This is a genomic window from Streptomyces sp. NPDC044106 (assembly GCF_056433985.1).
Window position 1 is genome coordinate 205,872 of sequence record NZ_JBWKFZ010000002.1, and the last position, 24,740, is coordinate 230,611.

Annotated in this window: 20 protein-coding genes and 1 pseudogene; 14 read left to right on the forward strand and 7 right to left on the reverse strand. The window is 71.8% G+C overall.

All coding sequences use genetic code 11. The annotated features are described in order from the left end of the window. Positions 1–159: 159 nt before the first annotated feature. Positions 160–1,689, reverse strand: coding sequence for an MFS transporter (locus tag AC07DI_RS03675; RefSeq protein WP_478901929.1), 1,530 nt, complete (start codon positions 1,687–1,689; stop codon positions 160–162). 127 nt (positions 1,690–1,816) lie between these two features. On the opposite strand from AC07DI_RS03675, the gene AC07DI_RS03680 reads away from it, so the two are divergent. Then, the gene (locus AC07DI_RS03680; RefSeq protein WP_478901931.1) at positions 1,817–2,824 is read left to right on the forward strand and encodes an Lrp/AsnC family transcriptional regulator; all 1,008 of its coding nucleotides are present in this window, start codon (positions 1,817–1,819) and stop codon (positions 2,822–2,824) included. Here AC07DI_RS03680 and AC07DI_RS03685 read toward each other — a convergent pair. Further along, complete coding sequence (locus AC07DI_RS03685; protein ID WP_478902275.1) at positions 2,799–3,683, reverse strand: LysR substrate-binding domain-containing protein; 885 nt, start codon at positions 3,681–3,683, stop codon at positions 2,799–2,801. The genes AC07DI_RS03680 and AC07DI_RS03685 overlap by 26 nt on opposite strands. Before the next feature lie 170 nt (positions 3,684–3,853). On the opposite strand from AC07DI_RS03685, the gene AC07DI_RS03690 reads away from it, so the two are divergent. Next, positions 3,854–4,894, forward strand: a complete 1,041-nt coding sequence (locus tag AC07DI_RS03690; RefSeq protein ID WP_478901932.1) for a bile acid:sodium symporter family protein — start codon at positions 3,854–3,856, stop codon at positions 4,892–4,894. Here AC07DI_RS03690 and AC07DI_RS03695 read toward each other — a convergent pair. The 3 genes from AC07DI_RS03695 to AC07DI_RS03705 form a co-directional block, all read right to left on the reverse strand. Next, positions 4,830–6,086 (reverse strand): DUF4185 domain-containing protein, encoded by a 1,257-nt coding sequence (locus AC07DI_RS03695; protein ID WP_478901934.1) that lies wholly within the window; start codon positions 6,084–6,086, stop codon positions 4,830–4,832. The genes AC07DI_RS03690 and AC07DI_RS03695 overlap by 65 nt on opposite strands. Before the next feature lie 10 nt (positions 6,087–6,096). Further along, positions 6,097–7,995 carry an exo-alpha-sialidase gene (locus AC07DI_RS03700; protein ID WP_478901936.1) on the reverse strand — a complete coding sequence of 633 codons (1,899 nt, stop codon included), beginning with the start codon at positions 7,993–7,995 and terminating at the stop codon, positions 6,097–6,099. A gap of 203 nt (positions 7,996–8,198) precedes the next feature. Continuing rightward, the gene (locus tag AC07DI_RS03705; RefSeq protein WP_478901937.1) at positions 8,199–9,122 is read right to left on the reverse strand and encodes a quinone oxidoreductase family protein; all 924 of its coding nucleotides are present in this window, start codon (positions 9,120–9,122) and stop codon (positions 8,199–8,201) included. Positions 9,123–9,223: 101 nt separating this feature from the next. Between AC07DI_RS03705 and AC07DI_RS03710 the strand changes: the two genes are divergently transcribed. Next, on the forward strand, positions 9,224–9,676 hold the full coding sequence (locus tag AC07DI_RS03710) for a MarR family winged helix-turn-helix transcriptional regulator (protein ID WP_478901938.1): 453 nt from the start codon (positions 9,224–9,226) through the stop codon (positions 9,674–9,676). A gap of 38 nt (positions 9,677–9,714) precedes the next feature. Here AC07DI_RS03710 and fdhD read toward each other — a convergent pair whose 3' ends face one another. Both fdhD and AC07DI_RS03720 read right to left on the reverse strand, forming a co-directional pair. After that, positions 9,715–10,563 (reverse strand): formate dehydrogenase accessory sulfurtransferase FdhD, encoded by an 849-nt coding sequence (fdhD, locus tag AC07DI_RS03715; protein WP_478901939.1) that lies wholly within the window; start codon positions 10,561–10,563, stop codon positions 9,715–9,717. A gap of 7 nt (positions 10,564–10,570) precedes the next feature. Beyond that, positions 10,571–10,711: pseudogene (locus AC07DI_RS03720) on the reverse strand (2Fe-2S iron-sulfur cluster-binding protein); the annotation flags it as partial. A 291-nt stretch (positions 10,712–11,002) separates the two neighbouring features. Between AC07DI_RS03720 and AC07DI_RS03725 the strand changes: the two are divergent. The 11 genes from AC07DI_RS03725 (at position 11,003) to AC07DI_RS03775 (ending at position 24,667) form a co-directional block, all read left to right on the forward strand. Continuing rightward, positions 11,003–11,092, forward strand: a complete 90-nt coding sequence (locus AC07DI_RS03725; protein ID WP_478901940.1) for an MFS transporter small subunit — start codon at positions 11,003–11,005, stop codon at positions 11,090–11,092. A 122-nt stretch (positions 11,093–11,214) separates the two neighbouring features. Next, on the forward strand, positions 11,215–12,162 hold the full coding sequence (locus tag AC07DI_RS03730; RefSeq protein WP_478901941.1) for a beta-ketoacyl-ACP synthase III: 948 nt from the start codon (positions 11,215–11,217) through the stop codon (positions 12,160–12,162). Between the two features lie 83 nt (positions 12,163–12,245). Then, entirely contained in the window at positions 12,246–12,923 is a 678-nt protein-coding gene (locus tag AC07DI_RS03735) for a GntR family transcriptional regulator (RefSeq protein ID WP_478901942.1), read from the forward strand. A gap of 224 nt (positions 12,924–13,147) precedes the next feature. Next, complete coding sequence (locus AC07DI_RS03740; protein ID WP_478901943.1) at positions 13,148–14,329, forward strand: ROK family transcriptional regulator; 1,182 nt, start codon at positions 13,148–13,150, stop codon at positions 14,327–14,329. Between the two features lie 190 nt (positions 14,330–14,519). Beyond that, positions 14,520–16,046: a sugar ABC transporter ATP-binding protein gene (locus AC07DI_RS03745; protein WP_478901945.1), complete on the forward strand. Its 1,527-nt coding sequence runs from the start codon at positions 14,520–14,522 to the stop codon at positions 16,044–16,046. Further along, complete coding sequence (locus tag AC07DI_RS03750; RefSeq protein ID WP_384247796.1) at positions 16,043–17,062, forward strand: ABC transporter permease; 1,020 nt, start codon at positions 16,043–16,045, stop codon at positions 17,060–17,062. Before AC07DI_RS03745 ends, AC07DI_RS03750 begins: the two co-directional genes overlap by 4 nt. 16 nt (positions 17,063–17,078) lie before the next feature. Then, entirely contained in the window at positions 17,079–18,122 is a 1,044-nt protein-coding gene (locus AC07DI_RS03755; RefSeq protein WP_384247795.1) for a substrate-binding domain-containing protein, read from the forward strand. 48 nt (positions 18,123–18,170) lie between these two features. Further along, complete coding sequence (locus tag AC07DI_RS03760; RefSeq protein WP_478901947.1) at positions 18,171–19,391, forward strand: Gfo/Idh/MocA family protein; 1,221 nt, start codon at positions 18,171–18,173, stop codon at positions 19,389–19,391. A gap of 23 nt (positions 19,392–19,414) precedes the next feature. After that, positions 19,415–20,419 carry a sugar phosphate isomerase/epimerase family protein gene (locus AC07DI_RS03765; RefSeq protein WP_384247792.1) on the forward strand — a complete coding sequence of 335 codons (1,005 nt, stop codon included), beginning with the start codon at positions 19,415–19,417 and terminating at the stop codon, positions 20,417–20,419. A 193-nt stretch (positions 20,420–20,612) separates the two neighbouring features. Further along, complete coding sequence (locus AC07DI_RS03770) at positions 20,613–23,096, forward strand: PQQ-dependent sugar dehydrogenase (protein WP_478901948.1); 2,484 nt, start codon at positions 20,613–20,615, stop codon at positions 23,094–23,096. A gap of 5 nt (positions 23,097–23,101) precedes the next feature. Then, positions 23,102–24,667 (forward strand): ThuA domain-containing protein, encoded by a 1,566-nt coding sequence (locus tag AC07DI_RS03775; protein WP_478901949.1) that lies wholly within the window; start codon positions 23,102–23,104, stop codon positions 24,665–24,667. Positions 24,668–24,740 lie beyond the last annotated feature (73 nt).

The following is a 24,740-nucleotide window of genomic DNA, read 5'->3' on the forward strand; positions in this document are numbered from 1 at the left end:
GGCCGGGAAGGTGACGATAGCGCCGCACCGATATACCCGGAAGGTGAATGCGGGGGCGCTGTGCTCTCGCTCCGTGAATGGCCGATAATTCGCGCGGACGAGCGGAACCGCGGGCGTCCCGGGGCACGCTGCCGGATGCCCCGGGACCGCCCCGCCGGATCACCGCTCCGACGGCGCCGCCGCCCCGACCGACGCGCCCGCAGCCGACGACGCACCGCTCGAACCGCCCGAGGCGCCCGAAGCCACCACCCCCGCCCGCCGCCGAGGCCCCCGCACCATCACGAGCACCAGGACCCCCGCGACCAGCCCCGCCGCGCCCGCCGCCAGCGACGCCCCGTTCAGGCCCGACGCGAAGGCCGCCCGCACCGCGTGCTCCGGCACCGTCCCGTGCAGGGCCGACGCGCCGCCGCCCGCGACGGTGTGCGCCGCCTCATGGCCGAGCGAGCCCTCCATACGGGTGGTGAGAACCGTCCCGAACAGGGCGACCCCGACCGCGTACCCGAGCTGGCGGAACGTGTTGACCGCACCGCCCGCCATCCCGGCCTCCGCGGGCGGCACCGCGGCGAGCGCCGCCCCCGCGAGACCCGGTGAGACCAGACCGGAGCCGAAGCCCCCCAGCACGAGGCCCGGCACGAGCGCTTCCCACGACGACCCGGCGTCGAGCACCGCAAGGCACAGACCGCCCGCACCGATCAGCAGCAGCCCGCCACCGATGACGAGCCGTGGCGCCGCGCCGTGCAGGAGCCGCCCGGCGACCAGCGCCACCGCGAACGACGTCGCACCGAGCGGAAGTAGCACCAGACTGCCGTGCAGCGGGCTCATGCCGAGCACCGTCTGCAGCCAGATGGAGAGGTACGGGATGACGCCGAAGGCCGCCGCGTTGTAGCCGACGGCGCCGATCAGCACCCCGGTGAAGGCGGGCTTGCGCAGCAGCCGCAGGTCGAGGAGCGGCTGTGCGACGCGCCGCTCGACGAGGACGAAGCAGAGCAGCGCGAGCGCGGAGAGGGCGAAGGACGTACCGGCGGCCGTCGAGGTCCAGCCCTCCGCGCCGCCCCGCAGCACCCCGTACGTCCCCGCGCCCGCGAAGGACGCGAACGTCGCCGTGCCCGCCCAGTCGACCCGCCGGCCGGCCGGACCCTTCGACTCCGGCACCACGCGCAGCGTCAGCCAGATCGACGCCACGCTCACGGGCAGGTTGACGAAGAAGATCCAGCGCCAGCCGGGCCCCTCCGTGAGGAGTCCGCCCACGATCGGCCCGAGCGCGGCGGACGCCCCGCTCACCGCGCCCCACACCCCGAGCGCCGCCGACCGCTCCCGCCCCTGATAGGCGGCGCCGAGCAGCGGCAGCGTCGTCGCGAGCATCGCGGCGGCGCCGAGGCCCTGCACGGCGCGGCCCGCCACCAGCAGGTCCGCGTCCGAGGCGAGCCCGCAGCCCAGCGAGGCGAGCGCGAACAGCGCGGTGCCGCCCACATTGATCCGCCGCCTGCCGAGCACGTCGGCCGCGGCGCCGATACCGAGGAGCAGCGCGGCCAGCGCGAGCGCGTAGCCGTCGATGACCCATTGCAGATCGCTCAGCGAGGCGTCCAGCGCCCGCGCCATGTCGGGCAGCGCCACGATCACGATCGTCACGTCCAGCAGCAGCATGAACGTTCCCAGAGACACCGCCGTGAGCGGCCCCCATCTACGCATTTCCCTGTTCCTCCGACTCGTCGTACGACGGATGCGTCTGTCCTCGTACGATGAGCCCTCCGGCGGACGATCCCGGTGTCGCGGGACGGCAGATCGATGCAATCCGACATCAGATGAGGAGACAGTGGTGGAATCCGATGCCTCCGGCACGGCGCCCGAGGCGTTCCGTCCGTTCGATCAGCTGGATCTGCAACTGCTGCACGCGCTCGAAGTCGACGGCAGGGCCTCCTTCAGCCGTATCGCCGCCGTCCTCGGCGCCTCCGACCAGACCGTCGCCCGCCGTTACCGCAGGCTGCGCGCCGAAGCGGGGTTGCGCGTGATCGCCGTCCGCGACATGCAACGGCTCGGCAGGGACGAGTGGATGCTGCGGCTGCGCTGCACCCCCGACGGCGCCGAGGCCATCGCGGCCGCCCTGGCCCGCCGCCCCGACACGGCCTGGGTCCACCTCATGTCGGCGGGCACCGAAGTCGCCTGCGTGACACTGCCCCGCACCCCGGGCGACCACGACGACCTCGTCTTCGGCAAGCTGCTGCGCAGCCGCAAGCTCATCGAGATCACCGCGCACCAGCTGATCCACCGCTTCTACGGCGGCCGGACCGGCTGGATCGGCAAGCACCGTCCGCTCGGTGACGAGCAGGTCGCCGCGCTGCGTCCCGTCCTGCCCCCGGCCGTCCCCGGACCGGCCCGCATCACCCCCGAGGACGAGCCCCTGGCCGCCGCCCTGAAGGAGGACGGCCGCGCCACCTACCCGGAACTGCGGCGGCTCACGGGCCGCTCCGAGTCCTCCGTGAAGCGGCGCATCGCCGCGCTGCTCGGCGCGGGCGGGCTCTACCTCGACACCGAGTACGACACCGCCCGCGTCGGCTTCACGACGGCCGCGATGCTCTGGATCACCGTCGACCCCGGGGCGCTCGACGCGGTGGGCCGCGCGATGGCCGGACACCCCGAGATCGCCCACGCCTCCGCGATCACCGGCCCCGCCAACCTGATGGCGAGCGCGGTGACCCGCGACACCGCGGAGCTCTACGCCTACCTCAGCGGAAAGCTCGGCGCGCTCGACGGCGTACGGCACGTCGAGTCGGCGCCCTACCTGCGCCGCTTCAAGGAACTCACCTACCCGCGGCCACTGCGCTGAGGCCCGTGTCGAAGGTCCCGCCCGCCAGGATCGCTCCCGCCAGGGCGTCCGCGGCCTCCTGCGCCGGGGCGCGCCGCTCGCCGTGCAGCAGGACGAAGTCGACCGGGCCGAGTTCCGGCAGGCCCGCCCGGTCCGGGACGCGGACGAGCCCCGGCGGGATGAGGCCCCGCGAGTGCGCCATCACGCCGAGGCCCGCGCGGGCCGCCGCCACCAGGCCGTTGAGGCTGCCGCTCGTGCAGGCCACGCGCCAGGCGCGGCCCCGCCGCTCCAGCGCCTCGAAGGCGAGGGCCCGGGTGATGCCCGGCGGGGGGTAGACGATCAGCGGTACCGGGCGCTCCGGGTCGAGGCGGAGCCGCTCGGCGCCGATCCAGACCAGGTCGTCCTGCCACACCAGCTCACCGCGCGGGTCCTCCGGGCGCCGCTTGGCGAGCACCAGGTCGAGCTTGCCCGCGTCCAACTGCTCGTGCAGCGTGCCGGACAGCTCGACCGTCAGCTCCAGGTCGACGTCGGGGTGGTCGTGCCGGAACGACTCCAGGATGTCGGTGAGCCGCGTCAGGACGAAGTCCTCCGACGCCCCGAAGCGTAGCCGCCCGCCGAGGCGCGTACCGGTGAAGAACGCCGCCGCCTGCTCGTGCGCCGCGAGGATCCTGCGGGCGAAGCCGAGCATGGCCTCGCCGTCCTCGGTGAGTTCCACCCTGTGGGTGTCGCGCGTGAACAGCTGCCGCCCGGCGGCATCCTCCAGGCGGCGCACGTGCTGGCTGACGGTCGACTGGCGCAGGTTCAGCCGGCGGGCGGCCCGCGTGAAACCGAGCGTCTGGGCGACCGCGAGGAACGTACGGAGCTGCGTGGGGTCGTACATGCGGACCACCGTAGCGTTGCTCATCGCGGAACGTGATGGCAGTCAGAGCGGTGTACGGGATTCCCGATCACCCGTTTCGGGAGGATCATGGAGAGGGCACGCCCCGCGCCCGGCGGGGCACCGTCCGCACCGAACGGGGGCACTGCCCCGTACCGAGAGCATGGAGCACCGTGAAACGCCTGAAGTGGCCGTCCTGGATGCCGGTCGACCCGTACATCGTGGCGTTGCTCGCGACCGTGGGGCTCGCGGCCCTGCTGCCCGCCCGCGACGCCGCCGCCGATGTCGCGTCCGGCGCCTCCACGGCCGCCGTCTCCCTGCTCTTCTTCCTCTACGGGGCCCGCCTCTCCACCCGCGAGGCGCTCGAAGGACTCAAGCACTGGCGGCTCCACGTCACCGTCCTGGCCTGCACGTTCGTCGTCTTCCCGCTGCTCGGGCTCGCGGCGAAGGGGCTCGTCCCGTACGTGCTCACGCCCGCGCTCTACAGCGGCTTCCTCTTCCTCACCCTGGTGCCCTCCACGATCCAGTCGTCCATCGCCTTCACGTCGATGGCCCGCGGCAACGTCCCCGCGGCGATCTGCGCGGGCTCCTTCTCCTCGCTCGCCGGCATCCTGCTCACGCCGCTGCTCGCGGCCGCGCTGCTCGGCGGGGACGGGGGCGGCTTCTCCGGCGACTCGCTCCTCAGAATCGTGCTGCAACTGCTCGTGCCGTTCCTCGCCGGGCAGTTCCTGCGCCGCTGGGTGGGCGGGTTCATCACCCGGCACAAGAGGATCCTCGGCTACGTCGACCGCGGCTCGATCCTGCTCGTCGTCTATACCGCGTTCAGCGAGGGCATGGTGCAGGGCATCTGGGGCCAGGTGCACCCCGTGCGGCTGCTCGCGCTGCTCGGTGTCGAGGCGGTGCTGCTCGCGGCCATGCTGGCGCTGACCTGGTACGGCGCGAAACGGTTCGGGTTCGGCCGGGCCGACCGCATCGCGATCCAGTTCGCGGGGTCGAAGAAGTCCCTGGCCGCCGGGCTGCCCATGGCGAGCGTCCTGTTCGGGGCGGACGCCTCCCTCGCCGTGCTGCCGCTGATGCTCTTCCACCAGATGCAGCTGATGGTCTGCGCGGTCATCGCCAAGCGGCGCTCGCGGGACCCGGAGGAGCCCGTCAGCCAGGCGCCGAGAGTCGCAGGGACACGAACCGCGGTCGGTACAGGGACACGTTCCGGCTGATGTTGGCCTGCGCGTTCGCGGGCGTCGGGTCCAGCCAGTTCACGTCGTAGCTGAGCACGAGGCGGCCCCCGCCGCCGAGCGCCGGGTGCGCCTGCGGGTTGTAGGCCGCGGTGTCCTGCCGCGGCGCGCCGTCCCTGGGCAGGGGCGCGTCGAAGCCCTTGGCGGGGCCGTGCCAGGGGCCGGTGAGGGAGCAGGACCAGTACGAGTTGACGGTAGTCATGCCCTCGGTGCCGGCGGCCATGGTGAACAGTACGTACGTCCCCTCGTCCCGCACCACGGTGAACGCGCTGCCCACCCCCTTGCGCCCGCCGTCGCCGAGCACCGGCCGGGGCGTGACACCGGGCCCCCACTCCTCGCCGTCCCAGTACTCCCACGCCGCGGCCTCGGCGAGCCTGCCGTGCGGGACCCGGGCGACGTAGGCGTGGGAGGAGGGGCGCGCGTTCGCCTGGGCGTCGGTGCCGCCGAAGACGTACGTCCAGCCGTCGTCGTCGACCGTCGTCGTGCCGTACAGGACCCGCTTCTCGGGATCGGCGACCGCCTGCTGGTCGGAGACCTTCACGATGGACTCGACGCGCAGGCCGGGCAGCGAGAGCGTGGCGACCTCGGTGGCGAGGGGGACGCCGTAGATCCACGGGCCGCCCTGGCTCGCCATGCGGTTCCACAGCAGGACGCGTACGACACGCTCGTCGGAGCCGGGCGAGCGGGGCTCCACGCGGGCCGCCACCGGCCAGCGCCACTGCTGGGGCGCCGGGTCGGGGAAGAGCGGCGCGGCGAGGGTGCGTTGCAGGCTGCCCGAACGGGACATCACCACCGCCGAGTTGCGGACCATCGGCGTGTTCGCGTCGCGCCAGGTGTGCGGCTGGCCCACCGGGTTCGGGGGCGCGTGGACCTGGCCGAGGAAGGTGTCGGAGAACAGCCAAAGCAGCCGCCCGTCCGGAAGCCGCACCGAATGGGTGCCGTCCCCGCCGGTCCAGTCGTCGGCGTGGGTCGGGTCGTCGCCGTAGCGCGCGAACTCCGCGGTGGTCCCGGCGTCGGCCGCCCAGGAGGCGACGGTGCGGGGCCCGCACGCCGCACCGCCCTCCCGGTCGTCGTCCGGGAGGGCGATGAGCAGCACGGCCGCGCAGGCCAGGGCCAGCAGCAGGACCAGCAAGATCCTGCGCGGCCCCGTCGCGGTACGTTCGCGGGCGGACACGCCCGGGACGTTAGTTGCTGTCGCGCACGTGGTCCATGGGGAGCCGGACGACGGTGTCCCGTGTCACAGGAGCATCACCCGTGCCCAGGGCCTCGATCTCCGAGTCCTCCAACGCCCGCTTGTACACCGCCACTTCGTCGATGGCGCCGGTGAAGTGGGCCCGGCTGTCCAGGCGCTGCCCGACGTGCACGCCGAAGGGCGAGTTGCGGCTGACCGAGCCCGGCACGTCGGCGACGGCACCGACCTGGGCGCCGTCGAGGAACAGCGTCAGGCTTCCCGCGCCGCGGCGCAGCGCGATGTGGTGCCACTCGCCGTCGTTGTACGCGCTCGATGTGCGCACGGACGCCGACTTCGGGGGCGTGGCGCCGTCCCGTGTGGTGATCAGGCCGGTGACGCGGTTGCTCGCCGGTTCGCCGCGCAGCCACACCTGCGGCTGGTTGGTGCCGATGCCGCCCATCCACAGCAGGGGCTGCTCACCGGTCGTCGCGGAGTACCGGAACCACAGTGACGCGGTGAAATTCCGTGTGTACAGCGGGAGTTGCTGGCGGAACGGGAGGCGTACGGCGTCGTCGGTGCCGTCGAAGGCGATGGCCCGGCCGAAGCGCCCCTCGGTCGTGTCCGCCCCGCCGAGCACCGCCGCGGGGCGGGCGCCCGGCGCGCGGTCGCCGGTGGTCGGGTCCGGGCCGCGGCGCGGCTTCAGCCACTCCTCGGTGAAGCGGGCGAACCGGATCTCGTCGCGGGCGTCGACCGCCCCGCCCTCGTACAGCACCCCCACGTGCTCGCCGTCGGCCCGCACCATGTCGCTGTAGCCCGACCAGTCCGCGGTCACCGTCGTGCCGCGGTCGACGCTGTCCCAGGTGCGGCCGCCGTCGTAGGAGGAGCGGATCTGCATGGTGCGGCGGCGGTCCGGGTCGGCGGGGCAGGCGAGCAGCATGCGCCCGCCGAACCGCAGCGTGGAGCCCTGTACTTGGGGCGTGTAGAGGTCGGGGATCGCCCGGAAGGGCGCGACGAAGGAGTCGCCGCCGTCGCGGCTGACCGTGTGGGTGCGGTGCCCCAGATCCGTGCCGTCCTGCTCGCGGCCGCTGACGTAGACCGCCCCGTCGGGCCGCTCCGTGATCGTCATCTCGGACGGCTTCTGGCGGAACGTGCCCTCGGCCGGTATCGGGTACGAGTCCGTGGCGCCGATCTTCCAGTGGTCGCCGCCGTCGTCGCTGACGATGAGGGCGGCGTGGTTGGCGGTGACCCGGCCGCCGTCCCACGTCTCGGTGTTGGCGGTGAGGACGAGCCGCCCGGCGTGCCGGCCACGGGTCAGCTGGATGCCGTGCACGGGGCCGGTCGCGTACCAGGAGTTCCAGTCCTCCGGCAGGATCTGGTCGCTCAGGTCGCGCGGCGCCGACCAGCTGCTGCCGTCGTCGTCGCTGTACTGCAGGTGCGGGGTGCGGTCGCACGGCACGTCGCAGTTCTTGCCGTCCGTGCGGCCGGTGTTGTACGTCTCGGCCAGCAGGATCCGGCCGCTCCTGCGGTCCACGACCGGCGCCGGATTGCCGTGGGTGTCACCCGCCCCCTCGCTGACGACCTGGAGCGGCCCCCACGTCCGGCCGCCGTCGTGCGACCGTTTGAGTACCAGGTCTATGTCGCCCGCGTCGCCGCAGTCGTTCACCCGCCCCTCCGCGAAGGCGAGGAGCGTGCCCTTGACCGTCCGCACCACGGCGGGGATGCGGAAGCAGGCGTACCCCGGGTCCTGGGAGGCCTTGAACAGTACCTGCTGTTCAAACGGCGGTGTCTCTGCCGGTGCCGCGCGTAACGCCTGCGCCGAGGGCGCGGGCAGCAGGGCGCCGACGGCGACCGCGGTCAGGACGGCGGCCGCGGCGCGAAACGGTCTGAGGCGTGCACGGAGACTCGATGGCATGGTGCGGTCCGCCTTTCGGGGCGACGGCGACTCATGGCGATGACGGATCGGTGCGAAGCGCCCCGGGCCGGGCCCGGGGCGACAGACATGGGAATGATGTGCGGACATCCTGACAACGACGTTCGGACATCCTGACATCCCACGTCCCATGTGCGTGTCACAGACGCTACGTGGGGGTGTCATTACCTCACAAGGAGCACGCGTCAGGGGATCAGGACGACCTTGCCCCGGTTCCTTCGCGCCTCGATCACCTCATGTGCCCCTGCCGCGTCCTCCAACGCGTACTCGCCGTGCACGGCGGCCCGCAGGTCGCCACCGGAGTGCAGCCGCCACAGCTCGCGCCGCCACGCCTCGTACAGCGTGGGCTGCCCGCGCGCGATGAGCCCCATCTGGAATCCGATGACGGACTTGGCGCCCACGAGCAGGTCGTACGCCGCCACGGTGCCGCCGCCGGAACTGTAGGCCACCAGCCGACCGTGCGGGGCCAGGGACCTGACGGCGGGCGTGAGTAGTTCGCCGCCGACCGCGTCCAGGACGTAGTCGACCGGCTCGCCCCACTGAGGCCGGTCGTACGTGACGACCTCGTCGGCGCCGAGTTCGCGCAGGAAGTCCGCCTTGCCCGGGTCGGACACGGCGGCCACGACGCGCCCGGCGCCCTTCAGCCGGGACAGTTGCAGGGCGAGGTGCCCGACACCGCTCGCCGCCGCCGTGACCAGCGCGGACTCGCCGGGCGCGGGGCGGGCCGCTTCGAGGGCGCCGTACGCGACGAGCCCGGAGCGGACCAGCGCGACCGCGTCGACGGCGCTCGCGCCGTCCGGGACCGGGGAGGCCATCGCGGCCTGGAGCAGCGCGTAATCGGCGTAGCCGTGCCCGAAGACGAGACCGGTGACGCGGTCGCCCGGCGCGTGGCCGCTCACACCCTCGCCGAGCGCGACGACCTCACCGGCGACCTCGCCGCCGAGGGGGATCGGGTCACGCTCCTCGCGGACCTTGCGGACGACGGGCAGCGTCACCCCTACCGCCTCGACCCGCACGAGGAGCTCGCCGGGCCCCGGCTCGGGAAGGGGCACGTCCTCCAGGAACAGGCCCTCGGGGCCGCCGCTGCGCTCGTACCGGACACGACGCATCCGTACACCTCCGCCAAGTAGGATCGTTGGGAGTTCCAACGGTAAGCCCAAAGTCATGGGGAAGTCCAACGATTACGTTGATCCGCGGCTAGGGTTCTCCCATGGCCACGACACCGCCCGCCCCCCGCACGATCCGCACCCTCCCCAGCTGGCTGCTCGGTCGCGCCGCGGCCCGCGGGCGCGGTCTTGTCGCCGACGCGCTGGCCCGTGAGGGGCTGAAGATGTGGCACCACGTGGTGCTGTCCGCCGTCGCCGATCTCGGCCCACTCGCCCAGGCGGAGCTCGGCCGCAGCGTCTCGCTCGACCCCAAGGACATGGTCGGCGTCCTGAACGACCTGCAGGCCGACGGGCTCGTCGAGCGCGCACCGGACCCCAGGGACCGCCGCAAGAACGCGATCACCATCACGGCGGACGGCAGGCGCGCCGTCGAACGGTGCGCCGAAGCGGCCGCGCACGCCAACGCCGAACTCCTCGCGCCGTTGACGCCCACCGAGCGCGAACGGTTCCTGGACATGCTGGGCCGGATCTCCGGCGTCGAGGCCTCGCGGGATTAGGCGGTGGCCCGCCGCCGCCGTGCGGCGGGCGGCCCGGGTCAGCCCTGGCCGGCCGTGGCCCGCAGGGCGACGCGGTGCTCGCCCGCGTACACGTTCATGGAGGAGCCGCGCAGGAAACCGATCAGCGTGAGTCCCGTCTCCGCGGCCAGGTCGACGGCGAGCGAGGACGGCGCGGAGACCGCGGCAAGCACCGGAATGCCCGCCATCACGGCCTTCTGGGCGAGCTCGAAGGAGGCGCGGCCCGAGACGAGGAGGACCGCCCGCGAGAGCGGGAGCCGTCCGTCCTGGAGGGCCCGCCCGACGAGCTTGTCGACGGCGTTGTGCCGTCCCACGTCCTCGCGCAGGTCGAGCAGTACGCCGTCCTCGTCGAAGAGCGCCGCGGCGTGCAGGCCCCCGGTCCGGTCGAAGACCCGCTGCGAGGCGCGCAGCCGGTCGGGGAGGGCCGCGAGCAGCTCGGTCCCGAGCCGGACCGGGGGAGCGTCGGCGATCGGGAAGCGCGCCGTGGTGCGGACCGCGTCCAGGCTCGCCTTGCCGCACAGGCCGCAGGAGGAGGTGGTGTAGACGTTGCGTTCGAGCGTGATGTCGGGGATCACGACGCCGGGGGCGGTCTGCACGTCGACCACGTTGTACGTGTTCGAGCCGTCCGCCGTCGCACCGGCGCAGTAGACGATGGACCGCAGCTCGTCGGCGGACCCGAGCACGCCCTCGCTCACCAGGAACCCCGCAGCGAGCGCGAAGTCGTCGCCGGGGGTGCGCATGGTGATGGCGAGCGGCCTGCCGTTGAGGCGGATCTCCAGGGGTTCCTCGGCGACCAGGGTGTCGGGCCGCTCCGAGACGTGCCCGTCCCGGATCCGTATCACCTTGCGTCGCTCAGTGACTCGTCCCATGTCGTGATCAGTCCCGGTTCTGTATGTGCTGGTAGCCGAAGCGGCCCTTGACGCAGAGGTTGCCGTGGGTCACCGGGCTGGCGTGCGGCGAGGTGACCTACACGATCTCATTGTCCTGCACGTGCAGGGTCAGGTCGCAGCCGACTCCGCGGCGCGCATGTCGAACTCCGGGCCGAGGGCGTCGTCGCCGAGGAGCCCGCGCGCGTGCCGTTCTCCCAGGGATTCACGGGCCGCCAACTCGCCCTCACAGCCATGGAGAACAGCAGGGCTGCCGCCGCGAAGCGGGCGGCGGAGGCCAGCTGGGGCAGGAAGCCGCGAATTCGGGCGGTGGTACCGCTGCACGAAAAGTGCAACGCGGACTACGACCTGGTTCCGGCCTGGGTGAACCCCACCCTGATCGTGAACGATGTGAGCAGGCGCCGCGTGCTCGGCGCCGCCGATGACCACGGCCCGGCGCTGGGTGGGGCTGCCACTGGGGTGCGGAGGGTACGAACTCGTACACAAGGTCACGCAACTCTTCAGAGGGTGACCACATCATGAGAAGCATCCAAACCCTGTGCTCCTTTCCTGTCGCATCACGTGCACCGTTACTCGTGAGTCGCTGACCAGACTGGAGGGTCCCGCATCTCCGGCAACAAGGGGGACCCGTACATGCACGGCTCGCGCATCGCTGCTGTCGGCCACTACCAACCCGCGAAGGTCCTCACCAACGAGGACCTGGCGGGCCTGGTCGACACGAGCGACGAGTGGATCCGCTCTCGGGTGGGCATCCGCACCCGCCATGTCGCGGGCCCGGAGGAGCCGGTCGACGAGCTGGCCGCGCACGCCGGCGGCAAGGCCCTCGCGGCCGCCGGTCTGACCCCCGACGCGATCGACCTGGTCCTGGTCGCGACCTCCACGGCCATCGACCGCTCGCCGAACATGGCCGCACGGGTCGCGGCCCGGCTCGGCATCCCCGGGCCCTGCGTGATGGACCTCAACGTCGTGTGCGCGGGCTTCACGCACGCCCTCGCCACCGCCGACCACACCGTACGGGCCGGCGGCGCGAGCCGTGCCCTGGTCATCGGCGCGGACAAGATGACCGAGGTCACCGACTGGACGGACCGCACCACCTGCGTGCTGACCGGCGACGGCGCGGGCGCGGTCGTCGTCGAGGCGTGCGGCCCCGACGACGAGCCCGGCATCGGTCCCGTGCTGTGGGGCTCGGTGCCCGAGATGGGCAACGCCGTCCGCATCGAGGGCACGCCGCCGCGCTTCGCCCAGGAGGGCCAGAGCGTCTACCGCTGGGCGACGACGCAGCTGCCCCCGCTCGCCCGCGCGGCCTGCGAACGCGCCGGGCTGACCCCCGCCGACCTCGCCGGACTCGTCCTGCACCAGGCCAACCTGCGGATCATCGAGCCGCTCGCCGAGCGCATCGGCGCCGTGAACGCCGTCGTCGCGCGCGATGTCATCGACTCGGGGAACACCTCGGCGGGGAGCATCCCCATGGCGCTGTCCAAGCTGGTGGAGCGCGGCGAGCTCGCCTCCGGGGACCCGGTCCTGCTGTTCGGCTTCGGCGGCAACCTGTCGTACGCGGGACAGGTCGTGCGCTGCCCGTAAGGGAACCGCTGCCTGTGAAGGCGGCGCGGCTCCAGTGGCTCGTAGACTGTAGACAAAAGGCAATCGTCGAGGAGGGGGCCGCGATGTTGTCCACAGGACTGCCGCAGGGGGCGGTGCCCCGACTCGAACGGCCGGGGCCGCTGAGGGAGCGGGTCTACGATGCGCTGCTCGAACTGATCACGAACCGTTCGCTGCGGCCCGGTCAGCACCTGGTCGAGAGTGAGCTTGCCGGGCACCTGGGTGTCTCGCGGCAGCCGGTGCGCGAGGCGTTGCAACGGCTGAACACCGAGGGCTGGGTCGATCTGCGGCCCGCCCAGGGCGCGTTCGTGCACGAGCCCACCGAGCAGGAGGCGGACCAACTCCTCTCGGTCCGCACCCTGTTGGAGGCCGAGGCGGCCCGGCTCGCCGCCGCGAACGCCGGCGTCGCGGGCATCACGGCGCTCGACGAGCTCTGCACCAAGGGCGAACAGGCCGTGGCCGACGGCGACGTGGACCAGGTGGTCGCCCTCAACGCCGCCTTCCACGCCAAGGTGATGGAGCTGGCGGGCAACGTGGTCCTCGCCGAGCTCGCGGCCCAGGTGGACCGCAGGGTCCGCTGGTACTACACGCCCGTGGCCCGGCAGCGCGGCAGCCAGTCCTGGCTGGAGCACCGCGAACTGATCGCGGCGATCGCCGAGCGCGACGAACAGCGCGCCACGGACATCATGCGGGCCCACACCGAGCACACCCGCCGGACGTACCACCAGCGCGAACAGGGCTGAGAGCCGGTTGTCCGGTCTTCGCGCCCGTCAGGTCTTTGTCCTGTGACTGGAGAAAGTCATGGGTAATTCGTGCGCAACTTCTTCCCAGTCCCGGCAGGCGCTGCTACGTTCCCCTCGAAAGCTTGAAGGGAGCCCGAAGGCGACGGTGGCCGCGGCGACGGCGCGTCGGCCCGAGGGCAACGGCATGGGAAGCCCGATGAGGCGGGGAGGGGCGCGTGAGACGTATGACGGCTCGACCCGCCAATGCGCACCAGGCGCGGCTGTTGCGGCTGTTGCGCGACGGAGGACCCAACTCCCGTGCCCAGCTGGGTGATCAGGTCGACCTCTCGCGGTCCAAACTGGCCGTCGAGGTCGACCGGCTCCTGGAGACCGGCCTCGTGGTCGCCGACGGACTCGCCGCCTCGCGCGGCGGCCGTCGCTCCCACAACATCCGCCTGGCCCCGGCCCTCCGCTTCCTCGGCGTGGACATCGGCGCGACCTCGGTCGACGTCGCGGTGACCAACGCCGAGCTGGAGGTACTCGGCCACATCAACCAGCCCATGGACGTGCGCGAGGGCCCGGTCGCGGTCTTCGAGCAGGTCCTCGCCATGGCGGCCAAACTGAAGGCCTCCGGGCTCGCGGAAGGGTTCGACGGCGCCGGCATCGGCGTCCCCGGGCCCGTCCGCTTCCCCGAGGGCGTGCCGGTCGCGCCGCCGATCATGCCGGGCTGGGACGGGTTCCCCGTCCGGGAGGCCCTCAGCCAGGACCTCGGCTGCCCCGTCATGGTCGACAACGACGTGAACCTCATGGCGATGGGGGAGCAGCACGCGGGCGTCGCGCGCTCCGTGGGCGACTTCCTCTGCGTCAAGATCGGCACGGGCATCGGCTGCGGCATCGTCGTCGGCGGTGAGGTCCACCGCGGTGCGACGGGCAGCGCAGGCGACATCGGCCACATCCGCTCCGAACCGGACGGACGCCCGTGCGCCTGCGGCAACAGGGGCTGCCTGGAGGCCTACTTCAGCGGCGCGGCGCTCGCCCGCGACGCCGAGGCGGCGGCCAGGGAGGGGCGTTCGGCGGAGTTCGCCACGCGGCTCGACGAGGCGGGGCGGCTCAGCGCCGTCGACGTCGCGGCGGCCGCGGCGGCGGGTGACGCCACGGCGCTCGACCTCATCCGCGACGGCGGCAACCGCACCGGCCAGGTCATCGCGGGCCTCGTCAGCTTCTTCAACCCCGGTCTCGTGGTGATCGGCGGCGGTGTGACCGGCCTCGGCCACACCCTGCTCGCCGCGATCCGCACCCAGGTCTACCGCCAGTCGCTGCCCCTGGCGACCGGCAACCTCCCCATCGTCCTCGGCGAGTTGGGTCCCACCGCCGGGGTCATCGGCGGCGCGCGGCTCATCAGCGACCACCTGTTCTCACCGGCCTGAGCCGACGCCCGCCGACACCCGCCGACGCCCGCCTACGACCGGTCCGTACGGAACGTAGCGACACATAGATCAGCACGCCCAGTACAGCGCGCACATCCCGTCCTGCCCTCCCGTCCTGCCCCGCCCTGCCTTCATCTGTCATGCCCAGCTCAGTCCTGCCCTGCTGCGGCCGCCGCCGAGGGGAACCGTCATGGCATCCACACCACCCCTGCTCACCATGTCCGGCATCACCAAGTCGTTCCCGGGGGTCCGCGCCCTCGATGGCGTCGATCTCCAGGTCCAGGCCGGGGAGGTGCACTGCCTCCTCGGCCAGAACGGCGCCGGGAAGTCCACCCTCATCAAGGTCCTCGCGGGCGCCCACCAGCCCGACGGCGGCGAGATCACCTGGCGCGGCGAACGCACCACGTTCCGCTCGCCGATCGCCGCCATGCGGCTCGGTATCGCCACCATCTACCAGGAACTCGACCTGGTGGAGGGGTTGTCCGTCGCCGAGAACGTCTACCTCGGGCACGAACCGACAGCCGCCGGATTCGTCGTCCGCGGCCGGGCGGCCAGGGCGTCGACCGCCACCCTGCTCAAGCGGCTCGGGCATGCGGAGATCGCCCCCGGACGGCTCGTCGGCGAGCTCTCCGCCGCCCAGCGGCAGATCGTCTCGATGGCCCGCGCGCTCTCCCACGAGGTCCGCCTGATCGTCATGGACGAGCCGTCCGCCGCCCTCGACCCCGACGAGGTCGACAACCTCTTCCGTATCGTCGGCGACCTCACCGCCGACGGCGTCGCCGTCATCTACATCTCGCACCGCCTCGAGGAGATCCGCCGCATCGGCGACCGCGTCACCGTCCTCAAGGACGGGCGTGCCGTCGCGGGCGGCCTCCCCGCCAAAACGACGCCGACCAGAGACGTCGTGGCGCTGATGACGGGCCGCAACGTCGAATACGTCTTCCCGGAGCGGCCACCCGCGGACGCCGTACAGGCCGATGCGATCCCGGTGTTGACCGTGCGCGGGCTGTCCCGGCACGGCGAATTCGAACCCCTCGACCTCGATCTGCGCCCCGGCGAAATCGTCGGCCTCGCCGGACTCGTCGGCTCGGGACGTTCCGAGATCCTGGAGACGATCTACGGCGCACGCAAACCCAGCACCGGCCAAGTCGCCGTGGACGGAAGGGTGTTGCGGCCCGGCAGTGTCCGGGCCGGTGTCCGCGCCGGGCTGGGGCTCGCCCCGGAGGAGCGCAAGGCGCAGGCCCTCCTCATGCTGGAGTCCGTCACCCGCAACGTCTCGGTCTCCTCCATGTCCCGCTTCAGCCACGGGGGCTGGCTCGACCGGGGCGCCGAGCGCGAGGCCGCGGGCGCCGCGACGCGCGAGCTGTCGCTGCGCCCCGACGAACCGAACGTCCCCGTACGCACCCTCTCCGGCGGCAACCAACAGAAGGCCGTCCTGGCCCGCTGGCTGCTGCGCGGCTGCCGCGTCCTGCTGCTCGACGAGCCGACCAGGGGCGTCGACGTCGGCGCCCGCGCCGAGCTGTACGCGGTGATCCGCCGCCTCGCCGACGAAGGCCTCGCCGTGCTGCTCGTCTCCAGCGAAGTACCCGAGGTGCTCGGCCTCGCCGACCGCGTCCTGGTCCTGCGCGAAGGCCGCGTCGTGCACACCGCACCCGCCCGTGACCTCGATGAACACCGCGTACTCGACCTCGTCCTCGAAGGGAGCCCGGCGGCATGACCCAGCCAGCCCCGGCGGCCGAGGCCGCCGCCCGCAAGACCGCCTCCACCGACGGCGGCAAGCCGTGGCGCGCCACGGTGGCCCGCGCCGACGTGCGCACGCTGTCCCTGGTCGGCGTGCTCGCCGCGCTGATCCTGATCGGCGGCATCACCCAGCCCGACTCGTTCCTCGACACCGACAACGTCCAGCTGATCCTCACCCAGGCCTCCGTCATCGGCGTGGTCACCGTCGGCATGACGTTCGTGATCATCTCCGGCGGGATCGACCTGTCGGTCGGCGCGATCGTCGCGCTCGCCTCGGTGTGGGCGACGACGGTCGCCACCCAGGAGTACGGCTTCGCGGGCATCCTCTTCACCGCCGTGATCGTCGGCCTGGGGTGCGGCCTGGTGAACGGCCTGCTCATCGCGTACGGCGGAGTGGTGCCGTTCATCGCCACCCTCGCCATGCTCGCCTCGGGCCGCGGCCTCGCCCTGCAGATCACCGACGGCAAGACCCAGATGGTCACCGTGGACGGAGTGCTGGAGCTCGGCGAGCGCGACTCCTACATCCTCGGCATCCCGCCGCTGGTCCTCGTCTTCGCCGGCGTCACCGTGGTCGGCTGGCTGCTGCTGAACCGCACCACATTCGGGCGGCGCTCGCTGGCGGTCGGCGGCAACGCGGAGGCGACGCGCCTCGCCGGCATCGACGTCCGCAGGCAGCGGCTCTATCTGTATCTGCTCTCCGGCCTGTGCTGCGGCATCGCGGCCTTCCTGCTCATCGTCCTCGCGGGCTCGGGACAGAACACCAACGGCAACCTGTACGAACTCGACGCGATCGCGGCGGTGATCATCGGCGGCACCCTGCTCACCGGCGGCCGCGGCACCATCACGGGCTCCGTGCTCGGCGTGCTGATCTTCACCACGATCCAGAACATCTTCGCGCTCAACAACCTGGAGACCGCGACCCAGCAGATCGCCAAGGGCGCGATCATCGTCGCCGCGGTGCTCGTCCAACGTCGTACGGCCCACACTTCCTGAGCTGAGGGGTTCACCCATGCCAACCAACACGAGCCGCAGAGGACTGCTCCTCGGAGCCGCCGCCCTCTCCACCGGGGCCCTGATCACCGGGTGCACCAGCAACGAGACCAAGGACGACGAGGGCTCCGGGGACACCTCGCAGCAGGTCGCCGACGACAAGCCGGGCAAGAAGGTCACCATCGGCTTCGCCGGGCCGCAGGCCGACCACGGCTGGCTCAACGCGATCAACGACAACGCCAGGAAGCGGGCGGCGAAGTACGCGGACGTCACGCTGGAGGCGACCGAGGGCTCCAACGACACCGCGGCGCAGATCGGCCAGGTCGAGACGCTGATCAACAAGAAGGTCGATGTCCTGGTCATCCTGCCTGCCGACGGCAAGGCGCTCACCCAGGTCGGCCTGAAGGCGATGAAGGCGGGCATCCCCGTCGTCAACCTCGACCGCGTCTTCGCCACCCCGCAGGCCTACCGCTGCTGGATCGGCGGCGACAACTACGGCATGGGCCTGAGCGCCGGGCACTACATCGGCGAGAAGCTCAAGGACAAGAAGGACGCCCGCGTCGTGGAGCTCGCGGGGCTCGACAACCTCGAACTCACCAAACAGCGCAGCAAGGGCTTCGACGACGCCCTGAAGAACTACTCGAACATCAAGAAGGTCGCCCGGCAGGCCGCCGACTTCACCGTCGAGTCGGGCCAGTCGAAGATGTCCCAGCTCCTGCAGGCCCAGAAGAACTTCGACGCCCTGTGGAACCACGACGACGACCAGGGCGTGGGCGCCCTGCGCGCCATCAAGCAGGCGGGCCGCGACGACTTCCTGATGGTGGGCGGCGCGGGCGCGCTCTCCGCGTTCCAGGCCATCGAGGCGGACAACAGCGTCCTGAAGGCCACGGTCCTCTACCCGCCCACCATGGCCGCCTCCGCGATCGACCTCGCGCGCGCCCTCGGCCAGGGCAAGGGCGTCAGCGGCATGGCGGAGTTCGAGATCCCGTCCTTCGTCACCTGCTACTCCGCTGTGGTCGACAAGGAGAACGTCGGCCAGTACATGTCCACCGGCTTCAAGTGATGCGCACGCCCGCACCCCCCACCGAGCGTTTACGAGGAGGAGTACCGCATGCGTGAGACGGACACCGAGGCAGGGGCCGATTCCGGGGCGGCAGGCAAACGGCCGCTGGGAGTGGGCATGGTCGGCTACGCCTTCATGGGCGCCGCCCACTCCCAGGGCTGGCGCACCGTGGGGCGCGTCTTCGACCTGCCGGTGCGGCCGGTGCTCTCGGCCGTCTGCGGGCGCGACGGCGGCGCCGTGCGCGCCGCCGCCGACCGGCTCGGCTGGGCCCACGCCGAGACCGACTGGCGCGCGCTGATCGCCCGGGACGACGTCGACCTCGTCGACATCTGCACGCCGGGCGACAGCCATGCGGAGATCGCCCTCGCCGCTCTGGAGGCGGGCAAGCACGTGCTGTGCGAGAAGCCCCTCGCCAACAGCGTCGAGGAGGCAGAGGCGATGGCCGAGGCCGCCGAGCGGGCCCGCGCGCGGGGCCAGGTGGCCATGGTCGGCTTCAACTACCGCCGGGTGCCCGCCCTCACGCTCGCCCGGCAGATGGTCGCCGAGGGGCGGCTCGGCGCCCTGCGCCACGTACGCCTGACGTACCTTCAGGACTGGCTGGTCGACGCCGGGTTCCCGCTCACCTGGCGGCTGCGGAAGGACCGGGCGGGCTCCGGGGCGCTCGGCGACCTGGGCGCGCACATCGTGGACCTCGCACAGTTCCTCGCGGGGGAGCCGGTGGCAGGGGTGTCGGCGCTCACCGAGACGTTCGTACGCGAACGGCCGCTCCTGGAAGGCGCGTCCAGCGGGCTCACCGCGGCGGGCGGCGGCGGCCGGCTCGGCACGGTCACCGTCGACGACGCGGCGCTCTTCACGGGACGGTTCCCCTCCGGCGCCCTCGCCTCCTTCGAGGCGACCCGCTTCGCCGCCGGCCGCAAGAACGCGCTGCGGGTCGAACTCAACGGCTCACAAGGCTCGTTGGCCTTCGATCTGGAGCGGCTGAACGAGCTCTCCTTCCACGACCACACCGAGCCCGCCGCGTCGTCCGGCTTCCGGCGCATCCTCGTGACCGAACCCGACCACCCGTACCTCGAGGGCTGGTGGCCGCCGGGCCACGGGCTCGGCTACGAGCACACCTTCGTGCACCAGGCCCGCGACCTGCTGCTCGCCATCACCACCGGGGCGCGGCCCGAACCCTCCTTCGCCGACGGCCTCTGTGTGCAGCGCGTGCTCGCCGCGGTCGAGGAGAGCGCCGCCAAGAACTCCGTCTACACGCCGATCCCCGCCTGATCCCTGCCTGAGGAGGCCCGGTCATGCCGCGCAAGTTCACGCTCTTCACCGGCCAGTGGGCCGACCTGCCACTCGAAGAGGTCTGCGCCCGCGCCAGCGAATTCGGCTACGACGGTCTCGAACTCGCCTGCTGGGGAGACCACTTCGAGGTCGACAAGGCGCTCGCCGATCCGGCCTACCTCCAGGGGCGGCACGCCCTGCTCGACAAGTACGGGCTCAAGTGCTGGGCCATCTCCAACCACCTCGTCGGGCAGGCCGTCTGCGACGCCATCATCGACGAGCGCCACCGGGCGATCCTGCCCGCCCGCATCTGGGGCGACGGCGAGGCGGAGGGCGTGCGGCAGCGGGCCGCCGCGGAGATCAAGGACACCGCGCGGGCCGCCGCGGCCTTCGGCGTCGAGACGGTCGTGGGCTTCACGGGCTCCTCGATCTGGCACCTGGTGGCGATGTTCCCGCCCGCCCCCGAGTCGATGATCGAGCGCGGGTACGAGGACTTCGCCGAGCGCTGGAACCCGATCCTGGACGTCTTCGACGCACAGGGCGTGCGGTTCGCCCACGAGGTGCACCCCTCCGAGATCGCGTACGACTACTGGACCACGCACAAGGCGCTGGAGGCCGTGGGCCACCGCACCGCGTTCGGGCTGAACTTCGACCCGTCCCATTTCGTGTGGCAGGACCTCGACCCGGTCGGCTTCCTCTACGACTTCCGCGACCGCATCTACCACGTGGACTGCAAGGAGGCCCGGCGCCGTCTGGACGGCCGCAACGGCCGCCTCGGCTCGCATCTGCCCTGGGGCGACCCGCGCCGGGGCTGGGACTTCGTCTCGGCCGGCCACGGCGACGTCCCCTGGGAGGACGTCTTCCGGATGCTGCGCTCCATCGCGTACGAAGGTCCCGTCTCGGTGGAGTGGGAGGACGCGGGCATGGACCGGCTCCAGGGTGCCCCGGAGGCGCTGGCGCATCTGAAGGCGTACGACTTCGAACCCCCGACGGCGTCGTTCGACGCGGCGTTCGGCGGCTCCGACTAGCCCCGGTCCCGCTCCTGTTTGTCCATTGACAGGAAAAAGTTCAACTTCGGTGCCGCGTAAGGGCTTTCCGCCCGGGACAAACGTGGCTACCGTCCCTGAGGTGTACAGGACATGAAGTCTCCGGGGTGACGGCGCACCCCGGCGCACGGCGCACCCACTCCCGTACGACTGTCCCCCCTTCCGGAGGAACCCCGTGCACAGGAAACGCCCAAGACTCCGCACGACACTCGCCCTGCTCACCGGCACCGTGCTCACCGGCGCGAGCCTCACCCTCACTGTCCCGTCGGCCGGCGCCGCCCCCGCGGACCCGCCCCCGGCGGCCGCCCCCCTCGCCGAGGACTTCCAGCAGGTCACCCTCGCCAAGGGCGAACCGGAGATGGGCGAGCCCATGACGCTCGCCGTCCTCGCGGACCGCTCGGTCCTGCACACCTCACGCGACGGCACGCTGCGCCTGACCAACGCCGCGGGCGACACCAAGGTCGCGGGCAGGATACCGGTCTACTCCCACGACGAAGAGGGCCTCCAGGGCGTCGGCATCGACCCGAAGTTCAGCGAGAATCACGCGATCTACCTCTACTACGCGCCCCCGCTGGACACCCCCGCGGGCGACGCCCCGGAGACCGGCACGGCCGAGGACTTCAAGAAGTTCGACGGCGTGAACCGGCTCTCCCGCTTCGTTCTGAAGAGCGACGGCACCCTCGACGCGGCCAGCGAGAAGAAGGTCCTCGACGTCCCGGCGAACCGCGGCATCTGCTGCCACGTCGGCGGCGACATCGACTTCGACAAGGACGGCAACCTCTACCTCTCGACGGGCGACGACTCCAACCCGTTCGCCTCGGACGGCTTCACGCCCATCGACGAGCGTGCCAACCGCAACCCGGCCTTCGACGCCCGGCGCAGCGCGGGCAACACCAATGACCTGCGCGGCAAGATCCTGCGCATCAAGGTCGCCGACGACGGTTCCTACACGGTCCCGGACGGCAACCTCTTCGCCAAGGGCACCGAGAAGACCCGCCCCGAGATCTACGCGATGGGCTTCCGCAACCCCTTCCGGATGAGCGTCGACAAACCGACAGGCACGGTGTACGTGGGTGACTACGGCCCCGACGCGGGCGCCGCCGACCCCAAGCGCGGCCCCGCGGGACAGGTCGAGTTCGCCCGGGTGACCAAGCCCGGCAACTTCGGCTGGCCCTACTGCACCGGCAAGAATGACGCCTACATCGACTACGACTTCGCGACCGGCACCTCCGGCCAGGCCTTCGACTGCGCGGCGCCGAAGAACGACTCGCCGCACAACACGGGCCTGACGGACCTGCCGCCCGCGCAGGAGGCCTGGATCCCCTACGACGGCGGCTCGGTGCCCGAGTTCGGCACCGGCTCCGAGTCCCCGATGGGTGGCCCCGTCTACCGCTATGACGCGGCGAACGCCTCCCCGGTCAAGTTCCCCGAGGCGTACGACGGCGACTTCTTCGCCGGCGAGTTCGGCCGGCGCTGGATCAAGCGCATCGAGCAGGGTGCCGACGGCACCGTCTCCAAGATCAACGCGTTCCCGTGGGCGGGCACCCAGGTCATGGACATGGCCTTCGGCCCCGACGGAGCCCTCTACGTCCTCGACTACGGCACCGGCTACTTCAACGGCGACGAGAACTCCGCCCTCTTCCGCATCGAGAACGCCACCGACGGCCACTCGCCGGTGGTCGAGGCGAGCGCCTCGGTGACCAGCGGCCAGGCGCCGCTGAAGAGCAAGTTCACCGCCAAGGCCACGGACGCCGACGGCGGGACGCTCACCTACTCCTGGGACTTCGGCGACGGCGGCAGGTCGACCCAGCAGAACCCCACCCACACGTACCAGAAGAACGGCGTCTATGCCGCGACCGTGACCGTCAAGGACACCACCGGCCGCACCGGCACGGCCAGCGCGCACGTCACCGTCGGCAACACCGCGCCCAAGGTGACCCTGGAACTCCCGGGGGACGGGCAGCTGTTCACCTTCGGCGACAAGATCCCGTTCAAGGTGAAGGTCACCGACCCCGAGGACGGGACCATCGACTGCGCCAAGGTCAAGGTCACCCACATCCTCGGCCACGACAGCCACGGCCACCCCGTCACCTCGGCCAACGGCTGCGAAGGCACCCTCCAGACGTCGGCGGACGGCGAGCACGACCCGAACGCCAACATCTTCGGGGTCTTCGACGCCGAGTACACCGACAAGGGCGCGAACGGCCAGCCCGCGCTGACCACCCACGACCAGAACATCGTCCAGCCCAAGCACCGCCAGGGCGAGCACTACGGCGACTCCAAGGGCGTCTCCGTGATCAACCACGCCCCGGCCCACGGCGGCAAGACCGTCGGCGACATCCACAACGGCGACTGGGTCTCCTTCAAGCCCTACATCCTCGGCAACGCCACCAAGCTGACGGCGCGGGTCGCCTCGGCCGGATCCGGTGGCACGCTGGAGGTCCGCAGCGGATCGGCGACGGGCAGGCTCCTCGGCTCCGCGAAGATCGCGCCGACCGGCTCGTGGGAGACGTACACCGACGTCAGCACGGCCATTACGAAGCCGCCGACGGGAACCACGACCCTGTACCTGGTCTTCAAGGGCTCGGGCACCGGAGCGCTGTACGACGTGGACGACTTCACCTTCACCACCAGGGCCGTCACCGGCCGGAAGGGGTGACCGCGATGCGCGCACGTGCCCGCGTCGTCACCGCGACGGCGGTGGCCGCCCTGCTCATCGGCTGCGCCTCGGGTCCGGCCGCCTCCCAGCCGGGGCCCGGCCGGGCGGGCGAGCGAGTGCTCGTCTTCTCCAAGACCGCGGGATTCCGGCACGACTCGATCCCCACAGGCGTCGCCACCGTCAGGGAACTGGGCGCGGAGAACGGCTTCACCGTCGACGCCACCGAGGACGCGGGTGCCTTCACGGCCAAGAACCTCGCCCGCTACGACGCCGTGATCTGGCTCTCGACCACCGGAGACGTGCTGAACGCCGCGCAGCAGACGGCGTTCGAGAAGTACATCCGGGCGGGCGGCGGCTACGTCGGCGTGCACGCGGCGGCCGACACCGAGTACGACTGGCCCTTCTACGGCGGGCTCGCGGGCGCGTACTTCCAGTCGCACCCCGCGATCCAGCCCGCGAAGGTGCGGGTCGAGGATCACGCGCACCCGGCCACGTCCCACCTGGGCACCGGAGCCTGGGACCGCACCGACGAGTGGTACAACTACCGCTCCAACCCGCGCGAGCGGGCCCGCGTCCTCGCCACGCTCGACGAGTCGTCGTACACGGGCGGCACCATGTCGGGGGACCACCCCATCGCCTGGTGCCAGGGCTACGAGGGTGGCCGCTCCTTCTACACCGGGGGCGGCCACACCAAGGAGTCCTTCGCCGAACCGGCCTTCCGCAAGCACCTGTTGGGCGGCATACGCTGGGCGGTCGGCGCCGCCCAGGCCGACTGCCGGCCGGAGAAGGGGTACGCGCCGCTCTTCGACGGCACGGCGGCCTCGCTGGAGGGCTGGAAGCAGGCGGGGCCCGGCTCCTTCGCCCTCAACGCGGACGGCGGGACGCTCACGACCACCGGCGGCATGGGCATGCTCTGGTACGACCGCCGCGAACTCGGCTCGTACTCGCTCAAGCTCGACTGGAGGATGGCCGGGGACGACAACTCCGGCATCTTCGTGGGCTTCCCGCCCTCCGACGACCCCTGGTCGGCCGTGAACAACGGCTACGAGATCCAGATCGACGCCACCGACGTCCCCGAGAAGACCACCGGTTCCGTCTACGGATTCCGCTCCGCCGACCTGCAGCAGCGCGACCGGGCGCTGAACCCGCCGGGGGAGTGGAACACGTACGAGATCCGCGTCGAGGGCGAACGCCTTCGGGTCTACCTCAACGGCATCAAGATCAACGATTTCACCAACACGGACCCGGCACGAAGCCTGCTCCAAGGCCACGTCGGCATCCAGAACCACGGCGACGACGATGAGGTTTCCTTCCGCAACATCCGGCTGAGGGAACTGCCGGGGAGGGGTGCGGGAGGTGCGGGGACGGTTGGTCCGTCCGCATTAGGTGGTTTGTCCGGACGGGTTGGTTCGTCCGGAACGGTTGGTACGCCAGGGCGGGTTGGTGCGCCCGCGCCAGTTGGTTCGCCCGGACCGGCTGGCCCATCCGCACCAACCGGTTCATCCGCACCAACTGGTTCATCCGAACCCACTGGTTCATCCGCGCCGAGCGGTTCAGGCGCGGGTCGCTAGACGGCGGCGGGCGGAGGACGCCGGACCTCCGCCCGCCGTCTTGCACCGCACTCACGTTCCTCGAGCTCCTGAG